The following is a 17,876-nucleotide window of genomic DNA, read 5'->3' as shown; positions in this document are numbered from 1 at the left end:
GAGGGGGGGGACTCGAACCCCCACATCCTAAGGACACTAACACCTGAAGCTAGCGCGTCTACCAATTCCGCCACCTTCGCCCAGTGCGAGCAATATCAACGTGGATTATGGTGCGAGGGGGGGGACTTGAACCCCCACGTCCGAAAGGACACTAACACCTGAAGCTAGCGCGTCTACCAATTCCGCCACCTTCGCATACCATCGACACTCAAAAAAAGTATCGTTACCACGGAGGCGAATTCTAGAGATTTTATGCAGGGCGTCAACTGTTAATTATCGAACTTAACGTGATTGCCGAAAAAAAAGGCGTTTCTTCGGCTTTGGCGTTTTATGCAGGCCGGATAAGCGATAGCGCCATCCGGCGTTGCTCGGTGTCACGCCAGATGGCGGCGTAAACGCCTTATCTGGCCTACAGCGGTTAGGCTTTTTTCGCCTGGCGCGTCATGATGGTGCGATAGACCTTGAAGCGCCCGGTCTGCGCGATAACTTCGTGGAAGCCAAACACTTCATCCAGAACCTTCGGATAAGGCAGGAAGGCGTTTGCCACGATACGCAGTTCACCGCCACTGTTCAGATGACGCACGGCGCCGCGAATCAGCGTTTGCGCGGCATCAAGGCTGGTCTGCATTCCGTCGTGGAACGGTGGATTGGAGATGATCATATCAAATCGGCCCGTTACGTCAGAAAAGACGTTACTGGCGATGACGTCACCTTCAATGCCATTGGCTGCAAGCGTTGCGCGGCTTGCTTCAACGGCGGCGGCGCTAACATCGCACAGGGTTAAGCGCACTTTTGGCGAGTGGCTGGCTAAGGCGACGGAGAGAACGCCTGCGCCACAGCCGACATCCAGCACTTTGCCTTTGGTGTGCGGCGTCAGCGTGGAGAGCAGCAGTTGGCTGCCAACGTCCAGGCCGTCACGGCTGAAGACGCCCGGCAGCGTTTTGATGGTCAGATTTTCTGTCTGGTATTCATCCCAGTATTTTTCTGCATCAAAGACCGGCTGTTTTTCCAGACGACCGTGGTACAGGCCACAGCGACGTGCGCTGTCGACTTTGTTTAACGGTGCGTATTCGGCCAGCATCTGCTCTGCGCTACGTACGCCGCTGCGATTCTCACCGACAACAAAAATATCGGTGCCAACCGGTAACAGCGACAGAATGTTCATCAACTGGAACTGGGCTTCCGGCTTATTCTTCGGCCAGTAGTAGATCAGCGTATCGCTATCGGCAACGTCATCGGCCTGCGCGATGAGGCTGAAGCGGACGTTGTCGCCCATCTGGCGGTTAAGCACCTGCCAGTGGTGAAGTTGCTGAGTGTGCGCTCGGCTGGCGGCGCTTTCAAAATGGGCAGGCAGGTCATCCTGCAAATCACCGGCAAACAGAATACGGCTTTGTTCGAAATCATCACTGTGGCGCAGCAAGACTTCACTTGCCGGGGTAAAAGCAGACATGGAATGCTCCTTAAATTGTACAGCGGGGGATTATAGTTGTTTGATGGCACGGATTCGACAAATTTGCTATATTTGCGCCCCTGATAGACAGGAGTGTTTCGCTATGACATCCCGACGAGACTGGCAGTTACAGCAACTGGGCATTACGCAGTGGTCGTTGCGTCGTCCTGGCGCACTGCAGGGCGAGATCGCGATTTCCATTCCTGCGCATGTCCGTTTGGTGATGGTTGCTGCACAGTTACCCGCGCTAACCGAACCATTGATGAGCGATATTTTACGCGCATTAACCGTCAGCCCGGATCAGGTTTTACAACTGACGCCTGACCGTGTCGCCATGCTGCCGCAAGGCAGTCGCTGTAATAGCTGGCGGCTGGGAACCGAAGAGCCGCTGCTGCTGGAGGGCGCTCAGGTCGAGAGTCCTGCGTTTAATGAATTACGGGAAAACCCAGCGGCACGCGCCGCGTTATGGCAACAAATCTGCGCATATGAACACGATTTCTTCCCTCGAACCGACTGATTTACCCGCAGCATTTCATATTGAAAAACGCGCCCACGCTTTTCCGTGGAGTGAAAAAACATTTGCCAGCAACCAGGGCGATCGCTATCTCAATTTTCAGTTGAGGGTTGATGACGTGATGGCGGCTTTTGCGATTACGCAGGTCGTGCTGGATGAAGCTACGCTGTTCAATATTGCCGTCGATCCTGACTTTCAGCGCCGTGGGCTGGGGCGTGAGCTGTTGGAGCATTTGATCGATGAGCTGGAAAAGCGTGGCATTTTGACGCTGTGGCTTGAAGTGCGCGCTTCGAATGCGGCCGCTATCGCGCTGTACGAAAGCTTAGGCTTTAACGAGGCGACGATCCGTCGCAATTACTATCCAACGGCCGATGGTCACGAAGACGCCATCATCATGGCGTTGCCAATCAGCATGTAAGACAAGGTGTAATGATGAAGAAGTGGGACTGGATTTTCTTTGATGCCGACGAAACGCTGTTTACATTTGACTCGTTTACCGGCTTACAGCGGATGTTTCTCGACTATAGCATTACCTTTACCGCTGAAGATTTTCAGGACTACCAGGCCGTGAATAAACCGCTGTGGGTGGATTACCAAAACGGCGCGATTACCTCATTACAACTGCAGCATGCCCGTTTTCAGAGCTGGGCCGAACGCCTGAAGGTTGAACCGGGCCAGCTTAATGATGCATTCATCAATGCGATGGCGGAGATCTGCTCGCCGTTGCCGGGGGCGGTTTCTCTGCTCAATGCGATTCGTGATAAAGCGAAAATCGGCATCATTACTAACGGCTTTACCGCGTTGCAGCAAATCCGCCTTGAGCGGACGGGGCTGCGCGATTATTTCGATCTGCTGGTGATTTCTGAGCAGGTTGGGGTGGCAAAACCTGATTCCCGTATTTTTGACCATGCGCTGGAGCAGGCGGGCAATCCTGACCGTTCTCGCGTGCTAATGGTGGGTGACACCGCAGAGTCCGATATTCTTGGCGGCATTAACGCCGGGCTATCCACCTGCTGGCTAAATACGCACCACCGCGAGCAGCCAGCGGGCATTCAGCCGACCTGGACCGTAGCGTCATTAAGCGAACTGGAGCAGCTCCTGTGTAAACACTGATTGCCTCCCCCCCGTTGATGGGTAAAATAGCCGCAATTTTTCGTATTCAACTTGCCCGGCCCGTTGCCGTGCTTACCTAAGAAGATTTGACTATGACGTTGTCTCCTTATTTGCAAGAGGTGGCCAAACGCCGCACTTTTGCCATTATTTCTCACCCGGATGCCGGTAAAACGACAATTACTGAAAAGGTACTGTTATTCGGACAGGCCATTCAGACCGCCGGTACGGTAAAAGGCCGTGGCTCCAGCCAGCATGCAAAATCTGACTGGATGGAAATGGAAAAGCAACGTGGTATCTCCATTACCACCTCTGTGATGCAGTTTCCGTATCATGACTGCCTGGTGAACCTGCTGGACACCCCGGGGCACGAAGACTTCTCCGAAGATACCTATCGTACTCTGACGGCGGTGGACTGCTGTCTGATGGTTATCGATGCTGCAAAAGGCGTTGAAGATCGTACCCGTAAGCTGATGGAAGTTACCCGTCTGCGCGATACGCCGATCCTGACCTTTATGAACAAACTCGACCGTGACATCCGCGATCCGATGGAGCTGCTGGATGAAGTTGAGAACGAACTGAAAATCGGCTGTGCGCCGATCACCTGGCCGATTGGCTGCGGTAAGTTGTTCAAAGGTGTCTATCACCTTTATAAAGATGAAACTTACCTGTATCAGACCGGTAAAGGCCACACCATTCAGGAAGTGCGTGTTGTTAAAGGTCTTAACAACCCGGAACTTGATACTGCCGTGGGTGAAGACCTGGCGCAGCAGCTGCGTGACGAGCTGGAGCTGGTGCAGGGCGCGTCCAATGAGTTCGACCATGAGTTGTTCCTTGCGGGCGAAATCACCCCGGTCTTCTTCGGTACCGCGTTGGGTAACTTCGGCGTTGACCATATGCTGGATGGCTTAGTGGAGTGGGCGCCTGCGCCGATGCCGCGTAAAACCGACACCCGCGTCGTCGAAGCCTCAGAAGAGAAGTTCACCGGTTTCGTGTTTAAAATTCAGGCCAACATGGACCCGAAACACCGTGACCGTGTGGCGTTCATGCGTGTGGTATCCGGCAAGTATGAGAAAGGCATGAAAATGCGCCAGGTGCGCATTGGTAAAGACGTGGTGATCTCCGACGCACTCACCTTTATGGCCGGTGACCGTTCTCATGTGGAAGAAGCGTATCCGGGCGATATTCTCGGCCTGCATAACCACGGCACTATCCAGATCGGCGATACCTTTACCCAGGGCGAAATGATGAAGTTCACCGGTATTCCGAACTTCGCGCCGGAGCTGTTCCGTCGTATTCGCCTGAAGGATCCATTGAAGCAGAAACAGCTGCTGAAAGGGCTGGTTCAGCTGTCAGAAGAGGGTGCAGTGCAGGTATTCCGTCCGATCGCCAACAACGATCTGATCGTCGGTGCGGTGGGTGTGCTGCAGTTTGACGTGGTGGTTTCACGTCTGAAGAGCGAGTACAACGTTGAAGCGATTTATGAATCCGTCAATGTGGCGACTGCACGCTGGGTAGAATGTTCTGACGTGAAGAAATTCGAAGAATTTAAGCGTAAGAACGAAATTCAGCTGGCGCTGGATGGCGGCGATAACCTCACCTATATCGCGCCAACCATGGTTAACCTGAATCTCACCCAGGAACGTTATCCGGACGTTCAGTTCCGTAAAACACGCGAACACTAATCGACCTTCCAGGGCACGGTATCCGCCGTGCCCTGCAACTTTCCCTGTCTTTTAAATCCCTTGCGGAATGTTCTTAAAACTTCGCGTTTTTCTTTTGTTTGCCTGTTTTTTAGTCAACTCGGGCAGCGATCACGAAATCCTGAACTATATTTAACAATGTGATGACATAAATATCGGCGTTAAATGCTTTTTAGGCTGCCTGTTGCAGCTTCTATTGCTGATATTTATTCCACTTACAAAATTAGTTGCTGGTTCAGGCCGTGTAACGGCAGAGCCTGGCTTTTAGCAAAACATACAGGAATACATCGATGACAATGACAGGACTTAAGATTTCTAAAACGCTGCTGGCCGTGATGCTGACCTCCGCTGTTGCAACGGGTTCTGCTTATGCAGAAAACGCCACGACGGATAAAGCGCAATCCGGCGTCGAAAGTGCGGGGCAGAAAGTCGATAGCTCTATGAACAAAGTCGGTAATTTCATGGATGACAGCACCATCACCGCGAAAGTAAAAGCCGCGCTGGTGGACCACGATAGCATTAAGAGCACCGATATTTCCGTCAAGACCGATCAGAAAGTAGTAACGCTAAGCGGCTTTGTTGAAAGCCAGGCGCAGGCTGAAGAAGCGGTGAAAGTGGCGAAAGGCGTTGAGGGTGTGACCTCCGTTAGCGACAAACTGCACGTGCGTGATAGTAAAGAAACCTCCGTTAAAGGCTATGCGGGCGATACGGCAATCACCAGTGAAGTAAAAGCCAAGCTGCTGGCCGATGATATTGTCCCATCCCGCAAAGTGAAAGTTGAAACCACCGATGGCGTTGTGCAACTTTCAGGCTCTGTCGATTCACAAGCTCAAAGCGATCGCGCTGAGAGCATCGCCAAAGCGATTGATGGCGTGAAAAGCGTTAAAAACGATCTCAAAACTCACTAATTAGACTTAATTCGCCCTCCTGACGTTTGTCGGGAGGCGTATTGTGCACCACACTGAAAATATCGCCGATGGGTAGCCTGAGCGCTCATATCAAGCGGTGAAATTAACTATGGTAAAGGAGAAGCATATGTTTCGATGGGGCATCATATTTCTGGTTATCGCGTTAATTGCCGCTGCACTGGGTTTTGGTGGACTGGCGGGTACCGCTGCAGGCGCAGCGAAAATTGTTTTTGTGGTGGGTATCATTCTGTTTCTGGTCAGCCTGTTTACCGGGCGTAAACGACCCTAGTACGTAAACCGTAAAGATAACTTGCTACTGAGCCAGTCCAGCGGACTGGCTTTTACGGTTTTAGCTGCAGGCAATTTGCGTTACTTTGTTGTCCTATTACAAAAACAACAGGAAGGCAGAGGTGGGGCAGAGAATACCCGTCACGCTCGGTAATATCGCGCCGTTATCGTTACGTCCGTTTCAACCAGGCAGTATGGCGCTGGTGTGCGAGGGCGGGGGACAAAGAGGCATCTTCACCGCAGGCGTACTGGATGAATTCATGCGCGCGCAGTTCAATCCCTTTGATCTCTTCTACGGGACGTCCGCTGGTGCGCAAAACCTTTCAGCTTATCTCTGTAACCAGCCCGGTTACGGTCGTAAAGTCATCATGCGTTACACTACCCGACGTGAGTTTTTTGACCCGGTGCGCTTTGTGCGCGGGGGAAACTTAATCGATCTCGACTGGCTGGTGGATTCGACCTCGTCCCAAATGCCGCTGGCGATGGACAACGCTGAGCGCTTGTTTGCCGCGGGGAAAGCGTTTTATATGTGCGCCTGTCGGGGTGATGACTACACGCCGGGCTATTTTTCGCCGAACCGGCAAAACTGGCTCGATCTTATTCGTGCCTCCAGCGCGATTCCCGGGTTCTACCGCACAGGGGTTGTGCTGGACGGTGTGAATTACCTGGATGGGGGCGTCAGCGACGCCATTCCCGTGCAGGAAGCGGCGAAGCAGGGGGCGAAAACGCTGGTGGTTATCCGCACTGTGCCTTCGCAAATGTACTACACCCCGCAGTGGTTCAAGCGTATGGAACGCTGGCTGGGTGAAAGCAGCCTGCAACCACTGTTGAATCTGGTGCAGCACCATGAAGCCACCTATCGCGCGATTCAGAGCTTTATTGAGAAACCGCCGGGCAAGCTGCGTATCTTTGAGATCTACCCGCCCAAACCGCTCCACAGCATGGCGTTGGGAAGCCGTATTCCGGCCTTGCGGGAAGATTACAAAACCGGACGCCTGTGCGGTCGCTACTTCCTCGCTACCGTCGGCAAACTGCTGGGGAAAAACGTGCCGCTGCCTCGTCAGACGCCGAAGATTGTGGTGCCGGGACCGGTGGTGGTTCCTCCCGCGCCGGTGGCCAACGATGCCCACGCGCCGGTGGTGGCCAATGCGCCTCAGGCCAACGATACAACGTTTAATAATGAGGATTTGGCGTGAGTTTTCGTTTTATCGATACGCACTGTCACTTTGATTTCCCGCCGTTTACCGGCGATGAACCTGCCAGCATTCAGCGCGCGGCGGAGGTTGGTGTACAGAGCATTATCGTTCCGGCCACCCAGGCGGCGAATTTTTCCCGTGTACTGGCGTTAGCGGAAAATTATCCTCCATTATTTGCCGCGCTTGGCCTACATCCCATTGTTATTGAACAACATAGTGATGACTGCCTGGACCAGTTGCAACAGGTGCTGGATAAGCGCCCACAAAAGCTGGTGGCGGTAGGTGAGATTGGATTGGATCTGTATCGCGACGATCCGCAATTCGACAAGCAAGAGCGGGTGCTGGAAGCGCAACTTAAGCTGGCGAAGCGGTACGAACTGCCGGTGATCCTGCATTCGCGACGCACGCATGACAAGCTGGCGATGTACCTTAAACGCCATGCTTTGCCACGAACAGGCGTGGTGCATGGGTTTTCCGGGAGCGTGCAGCAGGCCGAACGCTTTGTACAACTGGGATACAAAATTGGCGTGGGCGGCACCATTACCTATCCGCGCGCCAGTAAAACCCGCGAAGTAATGGCGCAGCTGCCGCTCGAGTCGCTGTTGCTGGAAACCGACGCGCCGGATATGCCGCTCAACGGCTTTCAGGGGCAGCCTAATCGCCCGGAGCAGGTAGTCAGAGTCTTTGACGTCTTATGTGAACTGCGCCCGGAACCTGCGGACGTGATCGCTGACGCGCTGTATCGTAATACCACGGCGTTGTTTGATTTTTGAATTCCGGATGCGGCGCTATTGCATCGCATCCGGCCATCACAGGTACAGCGCCGGGAAAATCAAATTATCCACCCCACGTTCGCGCAATCTTTGCGCCAGGTGTTCCACATCCTCCGGCGTGGCGCTCGGCCAGTCCTTCGCTTCGCCATACACCCCGTGCGCATGAAAGGCATTCAGCCGTACCGGCACGTCACCTGAACCTCTGATAAACGCCGCCAGCGCATCAATATGCTGTAGATAATCCACCTGACCAGGGATAACCAGCAGGCGCAGTTCCGCAAGTTTCCCTTGCCCGGACAGAAAGGTAATGCTTTGTTTAATCAGCGTGTTATCGCGACCGGTCAACTGACGATGACACGTGCTGTCCCAGGCTTTTAAATCCAGCATTACGCCGTCGCACACCGACAGCAGCTTCTGCCAGCCGGTTTCGCTCAGCATGCCATTGCTGTCGACCATACAGGTCAGGTGTTGCAGTTGCGGATCGGTTTTGATCGCACGAAACAGCGCCACAATAAACGGTAGCTGGGTTGTCGCTTCGCCGCCGCTGACCGTAATTCCCTCAATAAACAGTGCTGCCTTGCGAATATGCTGCAGCACCTCATCAACGCTCATGGTCTGCGTCATCGGCGTGGCCTGCTGGGGGCACATATGAAGGCAGGTGTCACACTGCTGACACAAATCAGACTGCCACCACACTTTCCCCGCGCTCAGGCTCAGCGCCTCATGCGGGCAATGCAGCACACACTCCCCGCAGTCGTTGCAGCGTCCCATCGTCCACGGATTGTGGCAGTTTTTACAGCGCAGATTACATCCCTGCAGAAACAGAGCCAGGCGACTGCCCGGCCCGTCGACGCAGGAGAAAGGGATAATCTTACTTACCGAAGCGCATCTGCTGTTCATGGCTAATCACGCGAGGTTGTCGTTCCAGAATGCGCGTATTACGCGCGGCTTCTTCGCCAAGCCAGGTGGTGTTGGTGCGAGAACCTTCGGCGCGATATTTTTCCAGATCCGACAGACGCACCATATAGCCGGTAACGCGAACCAGATCGTTGCCGCTCACGTTGGCGGTAAACTCACGCATCCCGGCTTTAAATGCGCCGAGGCACAGCTGCACCAGCGCCTGAGGATTGCGCTTGATGGTTTCATCCAGCGTGAGAATGTCGCTGATCCCCGCGTGATAAAACGCGTGATGTGGCGCGACGGTTTGCAGATGAGTAATCGGGTCTGGTTCATCGCCGTAAGGCAGGCGTGCACCCGGCGTGGTGCCGATGTCAGAACTGATCCCCGACTGTGCATGCAGCATCGCGCGCTGCTTCCAGCCATATTTCACTGGGGTGCTTTCGACAAACTCCGCCAGTTGGGCGCTGATGCGATAGCCAAGCTGATTGGCGAACTCATCTTTTCCGTAGCGCGCATTTTGTCCCGCCTTATCGCACAGTAGATTCACCGCCTCCGCCAGGCCATACATGCCGAACATAGGCACAAAACGTTCGGGATCAATCAACCCTTCCTGCACGAGGAAGCTATTCTCAAAGAAATGTGATTTTTCATAGAGGAATTCACATCGTGAATCAATGATGGCGATTTGCTGTTGGCAATAGTGCGGTAGGGTGTGCATAAAGAAGTCATCGATAGAGGCGCTGCGCTCTGCGATGGCTTTCAGATTAAGCCTGACCAGCGTGCTACCCCCCCCGGCGAGCGGCAAAGAATTGTAACAGCTGACGACGCCATACTGACTTTTTGTGAAAATTTTATCATTTTCAGGGCCGTTGGAAATATGTGGCTTACTGCACTCGCAGATATTTTTCGCCACGCTGAGCAGCAGATCGTCAGGTGTGATTTGCGGGTCATAAATGAATGTCAGATTAGGCGAAACCTGCTTTAACTCTGCATCTGCGCGTAAAATTGCACGGGTAACTGGAGTATCGGTGGGGCCGATATTGGCATGCATAAACGCGTCTGGCAGGGTTCTGTCGAGATAACGCCAGAAACGTTTTATTCGAATATCGATCTCTTCTTGTGTTAGAATTCTAACATACGGTTGCAGCAGAGCATCGAGCTGGCCGAGATAAACCGGCATCGACGTCACTGACGGAACGTGGTGGTACAGGATGGTGAGTAAGGATAACGCGTCATCAAGATCCTTTGCCCCTTCCAGCTCCAGCCACGATGAACCATTGGCCAGAAAACGCGCGTAATCGGGTAAAACGTAGCGCGGTTTGAACGGGGCATGACCTTCGTACATATCGCAGATTACCCCATCATCCAGCGCCTGACGTGCCTGTGCAGGTAGTTGCGGATAAGGCAGCGCGTTTTCAGCTTCCAGCGCCAGAAAGTGGCGTTTCTGCTCAGGGCTGAGCACCGGGCTGGTCACGATTTGTTGGCAACGCTGTTGCAGCGCGAGTTCGCTTGAAGTGGGCATCGTTGATTCCTTTTTGTCCCGAAGGTGTAACGCCATTGTAGAAAGCAACGCCGCCACAACCTTTGATCCGGATGCGCCTGATGCCACCGCATCCCTTTAGAAAAGGTAATTTATTTGAAGTAGATCTCATTAGAGTAATGCAAATCTGTATGTGGTTTTCATTAACTGTGATGTATATCGAAGTGTAATAGCGAGCGGATGTTAGAATACTAACAAACTCGCAAGGTGAAATTTTATACGGCGATGCCGTTGGAGAATGTTATGACCGATTTAACAGCAAGCAGCCTGCGTGCACTGAAACTGATGGACCTGACCACTCTGAATGACGACGACACCAATGAAAAAGTGATCGCGCTGTGTCATCAGGCGAAGACCCCGGTTGGCAACACTGCCGCAATCTGTATCTATCCGCGTTTCATCCCTATTGCGCGTAAGACTCTGAAAGAGCAGGGTACGCCGGACATCCGCATTGCAACCGTCACCAACTTCCCGCACGGCAACGACGACATCGAGATTGCGCTGGCGGAAACTCGCGCGGCGATCGCCTACGGTGCTGATGAAGTTGACGTGGTGTTCCCGTACCGTGCGCTGATCGCCGGTAACGAGCAGATTGGTTTTGATCTGGTTAAAGCTTGCAAAGACGCGTGTGCGGCGGCAAACGTGCTGCTGAAAGTGATCATCGAAACCGGTGAGCTGAAAGAAGAAGCACTGATTCGCAAAGCGTCTGAAATCTCCATCAAAGCCGGTGCTGATTTCATCAAAACGTCTACCGGTAAAGTGCCGGTCAATGCGACGCCGGAAAGCGCACGCATCATGATGGAAGTGATCCGCGACATGGGTGTTTCTAAAACTGTAGGTTTCAAACCGGCTGGCGGCGTGCGTACTGCAGAAGATGCACAGCAGTTCCTGGCGATTGCCGATGAACTGTTTGGCGCTGACTGGGCTGATTCTCGTCACTACCGTTTTGGCGCATCCAGCCTGCTGGCTAGCTTGCTGAAAGCGCTGGGTCACGGCGACGGCAAGAGCGCAAGCAGCTACTAAGCCCGTAGGCCGGATAAGGCGCAGCCGCCATCCGGCATTAAGACGACTGCCGGGTGGCGCGTTGCTTACCCGGCTTACAACGGCCTTCTACTCTTTTCCCCTGGGGGTTACCGTGTTTCTCGCACAAGAAATTATTCGTAAAAAACGTGATGGTCATGCGCTGAGCGATGAAGAAATTCGTTTTTTTATCAATGGCATTCGCGACAATACCATCTCTGAAGGGCAAATCGCCGCCCTGGCGATGACCATTTTTTTCCACGATATGACAATGCCTGAGCGTGTTTCGCTGACCATGGCAATGCGTGATTCAGGAACCGTGCTGGACTGGAAAAGCCTGCAGTTGAACGGCCCGATTGTGGATAAACACTCTACCGGCGGCGTAGGTGACGTAACGTCACTGATGTTAGGCCCGATGGTTGCTGCGTGCGGCGGCTATATTCCGATGATCTCCGGGCGTGGCCTGGGGCATACCGGCGGTACGCTCGATAAACTGGAAGCGATTCCTGGATTTGACATCTTCCCGGACGACGCGCGTTTCCGTGAAATTATTAAAGACGTGGGTGTGGCGATTATTGGGCAAACCAGCTCGCTCGCACCGGCGGATAAACGTTTTTATGCCACCCGCGATATTACCGCGACGGTGGATTCCATCCCGCTGATTACCGGTTCCATTCTGGCGAAAAAACTGGCGGAAGGGCTGGATGCGCTGGTGATGGATGTGAAAGTGGGCAGCGGTGCTTTTATGCCGACCTACGAGCTTTCTGAAGCCCTTGCTGAAGCGATTGTCGGCGTGGCAAACGGTGCGGGTGTACGTACCACCGCGCTGTTAACTGATATGAACCAGGTGTTGGCCTCCAGCGCAGGTAACGCGGTCGAAGTCCGCGAAGCGGTGCAGTTCCTGACCGGTGAATACCGCAATCCACGTCTGTTAGACGTCACCATGGCGCTGTGCGTGGAAATGCTGATCTCCGGCAACCTGGCGAAAGATGACGCCGAAGCCCGTGCGAAATTGCAGACGGTGCTGGATAACGGCAAAGCAGCAGAGATTTTTGGTCGCATGGTGGCGGCGCAAAAAGGCCCGACCGATTTCGTCGAAAATTATGCGAAGTACCTGCCGACGGCAATGCTCAGCAAAGCGGTATATGCTGATACCGAAGGCTTTGTCAGCGCGATGGATACCCGTGCGCTGGGAATGGCGGTTGTTTCCATGGGTGGCGGTCGTCGTCAGGCATCGGACACCATTGATTACAGCGTTGGCTTTAGCGATATGGCGCGTCTGGGCGACAGCGTAGACGGACAGCGCCCACTGGCGGTGATCCACGCCAAAGACGAAGCCAGCTGGCAGGAAGCGGCGAAAGCGGTCAAAGCGGCAATTAGCCTTGACGATAAAGCGCCAGAAATTACACCGACAGTCTATCGTCGTATTACCGAATAACTGTATACTGATCTGATCGCTTTTTTGCGGCGCAGATGTATGGAGAACAAGATGAAACGTGCATTTATTATGGTGCTGGACTCCTTTGGTATTGGTGCGACTGAAGATGCGGATCGCTTTGGCGACGTAGGTTCAGACACTATGGGACACATTGCAGAAGCCTGTGCGAAAGGTGAAGCTGACAATGGTCGCAAAGGTCCACTGAATCTGCCTAACCTGACCCGTCTGGGCCTGGTGAAAGCTCACGAAGGTTCTACTGGTAAAATTGCTGCTGGCATGGACGGCAACGCGGAAGTGATTGGTGCCTACGCATGGGCGCATGAACTTTCTTCCGGGAAAGACACGCCGTCTGGCCACTGGGAAATCGCGGGTGTTCCGGTTCTGTTTGACTGGGGTTACTTCTCCGATCATGAAAACAGCTTCCCGCAAGAACTGCTGGATAAACTGGTAAAACGTGCCAACCTGCCGGGCTACCTCGGCAACTGCCACTCTTCCGGTACCGTGATCCTGGATCAACTGGGTGAAGAGCATATGAAAACCGGCAAGCCGATTTTCTATACCTCCGCTGACTCCGTGTTCCAGATTGCCTGCCACGAAGAGACTTTTGGCCTGGATAAGCTCTATGAGCTGTGCGAAATCGCCCGTGAAGAGCTGACCGAAGGTGGTTACAACATCGGTCGTGTTATCGCCCGTCCGTTTATCGGTGATAAAGCCGGTAACTTCCAGCGTACCGGTAACCGCCACGACCTGGCCGTTGAGCCGCCAGCACCGACCGTGCTGCAGAAACTGGTCGACGAGAAAGACGGCCACGTGGTTTCCGTCGGTAAAATCGCGGATATCTACGCTAACTGCGGCATCACCAAAAAAGTGAAAGCCACCGGTCTGGACGCGCTGTTCGACGCCACCATCAAAGAGATGAAAGAAGCCGGTGATAAGACCATCGTCTTCACCAACTTCGTTGATTTCGACTCTTCCTGGGGACATCGTCGCGATATCGCCGGTTATGCTGCGGGCCTGGAACTGTTCGACCGCCGTCTGCCTGAGCTGATGGAGCTGGTGGGTGAAGATGACATTCTGATCCTGACCGCTGACCACGGCTGCGACCCAAGCTGGACCGGCACTGACCATACCCGTGAACACATTCCGGTACTGGTTTACGGCCCGAAAGTGAAACCTGGTTCTTTAGGTCACCGTGAAACCTTCGCGGATATCGGTCAGACGCTGGCGAGCTACTTTGGTACGTCGCCGATGGACTACGGTAAAAATATGCTCTGATGCAATTGCCCGGTGGCGCTTCGCTTACCGGGCCTACGGTTTTGTAGGCCGGGTAAGGCGCAGCCGCCACCCGGCAAAAACAACAATATAAAAGGAACTGAAGATGGCAACTCCACATATTAATGCAGAAATGGGTGATTTCGCTGACGTCGTATTGATGCCGGGCGACCCGCTGCGTGCAAAGCATATTGCTGAAACTTTCCTCGAAGATGTTCGTGAAGTGAACAACGTTCGCGGCATGTTAGGCTTCACCGGTACTTACAAAGGCCGTAAGATTTCCGTAATGGGCCACGGTATGGGTATCCCGTCCTGCTCCATCTACACCAAAGAGCTGATCACCGACTTCGGCGTGAAGAAAATCATTCGCGTAGGCTCCTGCGGCGCTGTGCGTATGGACGTTAAACTGCGTGACGTGGTTATCGGTATGGGCGCTTGCACCGACTCCAAAGTTAACCGTATCCGTTTTAAAGATCATGACTTTGCAGCTATCGCTGACTTCGACATGGTGCGTAACGCAGTTGATGCGGCAAAAGCGCTGGGTGTAGACGCTCGTGTGGGCAACCTCTTCTCCGCTGACCTGTTCTACTCTCCGGACGGTGAAATGTTCGACGTGATGGAAAAATACGGCGTTCTGGGCGTGGAAATGGAAGCGGCGGGTATCTACGGCGTGGCGGCGGAATTCGGTGCGAAAGCGCTGACCATCTGCACCGTATCCGACCATATCCGTACCCACGAGCAGACCACTGCCGCTGAGCGTCAGACGACCTTCAACGACATGATCAAAATCGCACTGGAATCCGTTCTGCTGGGCGATAAAGAGTAAGTTTTGTTGTGGCCCGGAGGCGCTGCGCTGGCCGGGCCTACGGGAATGCCGCTATTAATGCCTGATGGCGCTTCGCTTATCAGGCCTACGGGAGCGGTCTTGTAGGCCGGATAAGGCGCAGCCGCCATCCGGCAATTCGCCACTAATCGCTTAGCGAACGGCCTTCGCTACCCAAGCAGCCAGCTCACGCAACTCGCTTTCCTGATCTGGATACTCCGCAAGCAGCGCTTCACAAGTCTGCTGTAAAATATCGGCGCGATACTGGCAGCCCTGTAGTCGTTCTGCCAGTACTTCCAGCGGCGCAGGATTGAGGCTATCGGTGTAGACTTGGGTGCGGGTAATCACGCCTTTTTCGACGTCGAAATGCAGCTCAACGCCGCCCCAGGTGAAACGTTCGTCCAGTAAATGTGAAAAAGCAGGCGCCTGGCCAAAATTCCACTCCCAACTGCTCTGGCGGGCAAATGTTTCGGCGAAGTTCGGCAGATCCGGCGCTTTGTCTGGGGAGATGATCTCGGCTTCTACGCGTTCGCCGTAGTGGGCGAAAAAGGCTTCCGTGATGGCCTGACAGACCTGTTGATGAGTGATGCCCGGTAACAGCTCGGTCAAATTCGCTACGCGCGAGCGAACCGAAGTGATGCCTTTGGCGGCAAGTTTCTTTTTATCGGGATTGAGATAGTTTGCCAGGCGGCTGAGATCGGCATTCAACAGCAGCGTGCCGTGGTGGAATCCGCGATCTTTCGTTTCCCTATAAGCAGAGCCGGAAACTTTGCGATCGCCGTCCGGCGTTTTCACCACCAGATCGTTACGCCCGGAGGCATCAGCTTCTACGCCCAGCGAATTCAGCGCATTGAGGACGATCGCGGTGGAGATGGTTTTGTCGTATTCCGGTTTACCAGCCATAAAGGTAAAGCAGGTATTGCCTAAGTCATGGAACACCGCGCCGCCACCGCTGCTGCGCCTGGCGAGCCGCACGTTGTCTTCTTCCATGCGGCGTGTATTACATTCTTTCCACGGGTTTTGCGCCCGGCCAATTACCACCGTATCGGCGTTACGCCACAAGAACAGAACGCGCTGCGTGGCGGGCATCTGGCGAAAAATGCACTCTTCGACCGCGAGGTTAAACCACGGATCGTAAGAGTCTGAGATAAGCAGGCGTAGTGTTGTCATGGTTGATTTCCCTTCTGTTTTACAGTTTTTACAGCTTTTACTCTATCTTCTCGTTGTCTTCTTCCTGCACCGGTTTGTTGGCAGTGAGAAGGAAAGGAGATTGCTGCCAGCGGGTACGCTTACCTTGCAATAAGGTGCGGGTCAGCACTACACCGATTGCCAGTGACAGTAGCAGCATCAGGCGTAAGATGTTGGTGGTGTTATCCACCTGCTTGGCTTCAGTAGCAAGAGTGTGGGTATCCAGCGTCAGGCGCAGATAGCCCAGCGGACCATTTTTTCCCTGAATGGGTTCGACAATCTGCTGGTTAAAATAGCCCCCGGCTTTTTTGCCGTCGAGCGCCAGACGATCACGAACATTGACGCTCTCACCGGTGCGCGTAATCAGGTCTCCCTGTTCGTCGTACACGCCTGCGTCCAGAATACGGCTACTCTCCGTCAACTGCGTGAGCACCGCCTTAATACGCTTTTCATCCGGCGTTTCAGTACGCATCAGCGGGGCGACGTTCAGCGCGACCTGACGGGCTAGCGTGCGGGCCAGCTCTTCGAGCTGCGGATTACGCTGCTGCTGGTGGCTTTGACTAAACCAGGAAGCCCCCTGCATCAGCGCGACGAGCAGCGCAAGGCAGGACAATACAATCACTGCACGATGAAGTCGGAATTTCAGTTTTGTGCGAGCCATATTCCACCTGCTGAAAATTTGAGACTTAATGTTGCCAGAAGCGCTGGTTACAGGGTAGCCTCATGCGTTATTTTCCCCTGATGATTCCGACCCGAACGATTTTACAGGAGCTTTAATGCCTAACATTACCTGGTGCGATCTACCTGAAGATGTCTCTCTGTGGCCAGGTCTGCCCCTCTCTTTAAGCGGTGATGAAGTGATGCCGCTAGATTACCACGCGGGCCGCAGTGGCTGGCTGCTGTACGGTCGTGGGCTGGATAAACAACGGTTAACGCAATACCAGAGTAAACTGGGCGCGGCGATGGTGATCGTGGCGGCGTGGTGCGTTGAGGATTATCAGGTAATTCGTCTGGCGGGCTCGTTAACGCCGCGTGCGGCAAAACTGGCGCATGACGCCAAACTGGATGTTGCGCCGCTGGGTAAAATTCCGCATCTGCGCACGCCGGGTTTGCTGGTGATGGACATGGATTCAACGGCTATCCAGATCGAATGCATTGATGAAATTGCTAAACTGGCCGGAACCGGCGAGATGGTTGCCGAAGTCACCGAACGCGCAATGCGCGGCGAGCTGGACTTTACCGCCAGCCTGCGCAGCCGCGTGGCGACGCTGAAGGGCGCTGATGCCAATATTCTGCACCAGGTGCGCGAAACATTGCCGCTAATGCCAGGCCTGACTCAGTTGGTGTTAAAACTGGAAACGCTTGGCTGGAAAGTGGCTATCGCTTCCGGCGGGTTTACTTTCTTTGCCGATTATCTGCGTAACAAGCTGCGCCTGACGGCAGCTGTGGCGAATGAGCTGGAGATCATGGACGGTAAATTTACTGGCAACGTGATCGGCGATATCGTCGATGCGCAGTACAAAGCCAGTACTCTGACCCGCCTGGCGCAAGAATATGAGATCCCGATGGCGCAGACGGTGGCGATCGGCGACGGTGCCAACGATCTGCCGATGATCAAAACGGCCGGGCTGGGCATTGCGTATCATGCGAAACCCAAAGTGAATGAAAAGACGGAGATTACTATCCGTCACGCTGACCTGATGGGCGTGTTCTGCATTCTCTCTGGCAGTATGAATCAGAAATAATGAGGTAA

18 protein-coding genes and 2 tRNA genes are annotated in these 17,876 nt (G+C 53.9%); 13 read left to right on the top strand and 7 right to left on the bottom strand.

The window, feature by feature from the left end:
* The 3 genes from OGV89_RS15665 to rsmC form a co-directional block, all read right to left on the bottom strand.
* A tRNA-Leu gene (locus OGV89_RS15665) sits at positions 1–80 on the bottom strand.
* Positions 81–108: 28 nt separating this feature from the next.
* Positions 109–195 (bottom strand) — tRNA-Leu (locus OGV89_RS15660).
* 223 nt (positions 196–418) lie between these two features.
* Positions 419–1,450, bottom strand: a complete 1,032-nt coding sequence (gene rsmC / locus OGV89_RS15655; protein WP_003837251.1) for a 16S rRNA (guanine(1207)-N(2))-methyltransferase RsmC — start codon at positions 1,448–1,450, stop codon at positions 419–421.
* A gap of 103 nt (positions 1,451–1,553) precedes the next feature.
* On the opposite strand from rsmC, the gene holD reads away from it, so the two are divergent.
* The 8 genes from holD (at position 1,554) to OGV89_RS15615 (ending at position 7,942) form a co-directional block, all read left to right on the top strand.
* Positions 1,554–1,967 carry a DNA polymerase III subunit psi gene (gene holD, locus OGV89_RS15650; protein ID WP_003837254.1) on the top strand — a complete coding sequence of 138 codons (414 nt, stop codon included), beginning with the start codon at positions 1,554–1,556 and terminating at the stop codon, positions 1,965–1,967.
* On the top strand, positions 1,936–2,382 hold the full coding sequence (gene rimI / locus OGV89_RS15645; protein WP_003019092.1) for a ribosomal protein S18-alanine N-acetyltransferase: 447 nt from the start codon (positions 1,936–1,938) through the stop codon (positions 2,380–2,382). The genes holD and rimI overlap by 32 nt, the downstream gene beginning before the upstream one ends.
* A gap of 14 nt (positions 2,383–2,396) precedes the next feature.
* Positions 2,397–3,077, top strand: a complete 681-nt coding sequence (gene yjjG / locus OGV89_RS15640) for a pyrimidine 5'-nucleotidase (RefSeq protein WP_003019088.1) — start codon at positions 2,397–2,399, stop codon at positions 3,075–3,077.
* A gap of 92 nt (positions 3,078–3,169) precedes the next feature.
* Positions 3,170–4,759: a peptide chain release factor 3 gene (prfC, locus tag OGV89_RS15635; protein ID WP_003019086.1), complete on the top strand. Its 1,590-nt coding sequence runs from the start codon at positions 3,170–3,172 to the stop codon at positions 4,757–4,759.
* 308 nt (positions 4,760–5,067) lie between these two features.
* Positions 5,068–5,685, top strand: coding sequence for a molecular chaperone OsmY (gene osmY, locus OGV89_RS15630; RefSeq protein ID WP_003837258.1), 618 nt, complete (start codon positions 5,068–5,070; stop codon positions 5,683–5,685).
* A gap of 127 nt (positions 5,686–5,812) precedes the next feature.
* On the top strand, positions 5,813–5,974 hold the full coding sequence (locus OGV89_RS15625) for a DUF1328 domain-containing protein (protein WP_003019081.1): 162 nt from the start codon (positions 5,813–5,815) through the stop codon (positions 5,972–5,974).
* A gap of 121 nt (positions 5,975–6,095) precedes the next feature.
* Positions 6,096–7,169, top strand: a complete 1,074-nt coding sequence (locus tag OGV89_RS15620) for a patatin-like phospholipase family protein (RefSeq protein ID WP_003837277.1) — start codon at positions 6,096–6,098, stop codon at positions 7,167–7,169.
* Positions 7,166–7,942 (top strand): metal-dependent hydrolase, encoded by a 777-nt coding sequence (locus tag OGV89_RS15615; RefSeq protein WP_136397444.1) that lies wholly within the window; start codon positions 7,166–7,168, stop codon positions 7,940–7,942. Before OGV89_RS15620 ends, OGV89_RS15615 begins: the two co-directional genes overlap by 4 nt.
* 36 nt (positions 7,943–7,978) lie before the next feature.
* On the opposite strand, the gene OGV89_RS15610 is transcribed toward OGV89_RS15615, so the two are convergent.
* Together OGV89_RS15610 and OGV89_RS15605 are read right to left on the bottom strand one after the other, a co-directional pair.
* A complete protein-coding gene (locus OGV89_RS15610; RefSeq protein ID WP_200014078.1) occupies positions 7,979–8,842 on the bottom strand; it encodes a YjjW family glycine radical enzyme activase in 864 nt (287 codons plus the stop codon).
* Positions 8,814–10,364, bottom strand: coding sequence for a YjjI family glycine radical enzyme (locus OGV89_RS15605; protein WP_200014080.1), 1,551 nt, complete (start codon positions 10,362–10,364; stop codon positions 8,814–8,816). The genes OGV89_RS15610 and OGV89_RS15605 overlap by 29 nt, the downstream gene beginning before the upstream one ends.
* Positions 10,365–10,625: 261 nt before the next feature.
* Between OGV89_RS15605 and deoC the strand changes: the two genes are divergently transcribed.
* The 4 genes from deoC (at position 10,626) to deoD (ending at position 14,938) form a co-directional block, all read left to right on the top strand.
* Entirely contained in the window at positions 10,626–11,405 is a 780-nt protein-coding gene (gene deoC / locus OGV89_RS15600; RefSeq protein WP_003019042.1) for a deoxyribose-phosphate aldolase, read from the top strand.
* A gap of 112 nt (positions 11,406–11,517) precedes the next feature.
* Complete coding sequence (gene deoA / locus OGV89_RS15595) at positions 11,518–12,840, top strand: thymidine phosphorylase (RefSeq protein WP_003845626.1); 1,323 nt, start codon at positions 11,518–11,520, stop codon at positions 12,838–12,840.
* A 51-nt stretch (positions 12,841–12,891) separates the two neighbouring features.
* Positions 12,892–14,115 carry a phosphopentomutase gene (gene deoB / locus OGV89_RS15590; RefSeq protein WP_003019037.1) on the top strand — a complete coding sequence of 408 codons (1,224 nt, stop codon included), beginning with the start codon at positions 12,892–12,894 and terminating at the stop codon, positions 14,113–14,115.
* A gap of 103 nt (positions 14,116–14,218) precedes the next feature.
* Positions 14,219–14,938, top strand: coding sequence for a purine-nucleoside phosphorylase (deoD, locus tag OGV89_RS15585; protein WP_000224864.1), 720 nt, complete (start codon positions 14,219–14,221; stop codon positions 14,936–14,938).
* Positions 14,939–15,088: 150 nt separating this feature from the next.
* Here deoD and lplA read toward each other — a convergent pair whose 3' ends face one another.
* Entirely contained in the window at positions 15,089–16,105 is a 1,017-nt protein-coding gene (lplA, locus tag OGV89_RS15580; RefSeq protein ID WP_003019035.1) for a lipoate--protein ligase, read from the bottom strand.
* Between the two features lie 37 nt (positions 16,106–16,142).
* Positions 16,143–16,784 (bottom strand): YtjB family periplasmic protein, encoded by a 642-nt coding sequence (locus OGV89_RS15575; RefSeq protein ID WP_003019032.1) that lies wholly within the window; start codon positions 16,782–16,784, stop codon positions 16,143–16,145.
* Positions 16,785–16,899: 115 nt separating this feature from the next.
* On the opposite strand from OGV89_RS15575, the gene serB reads away from it, so the two are divergent.
* Positions 16,900–17,868, top strand: a complete 969-nt coding sequence (gene serB, locus OGV89_RS15570; RefSeq protein WP_003019027.1) for a phosphoserine phosphatase — start codon at positions 16,900–16,902, stop codon at positions 17,866–17,868.
* The last annotated feature ends 8 nt before the right edge of the window (positions 17,869–17,876 follow it).

This window comes from Citrobacter sp. Cf125 (assembly GCF_030333935.1).
Classification (GTDB): domain Bacteria; phylum Pseudomonadota; class Gammaproteobacteria; order Enterobacterales; family Enterobacteriaceae; genus Citrobacter; species Citrobacter freundii.
Note: the sequence above shows the minus strand (reverse complement) of the source record. Positions and strands in the feature narration are given on the sequence as shown.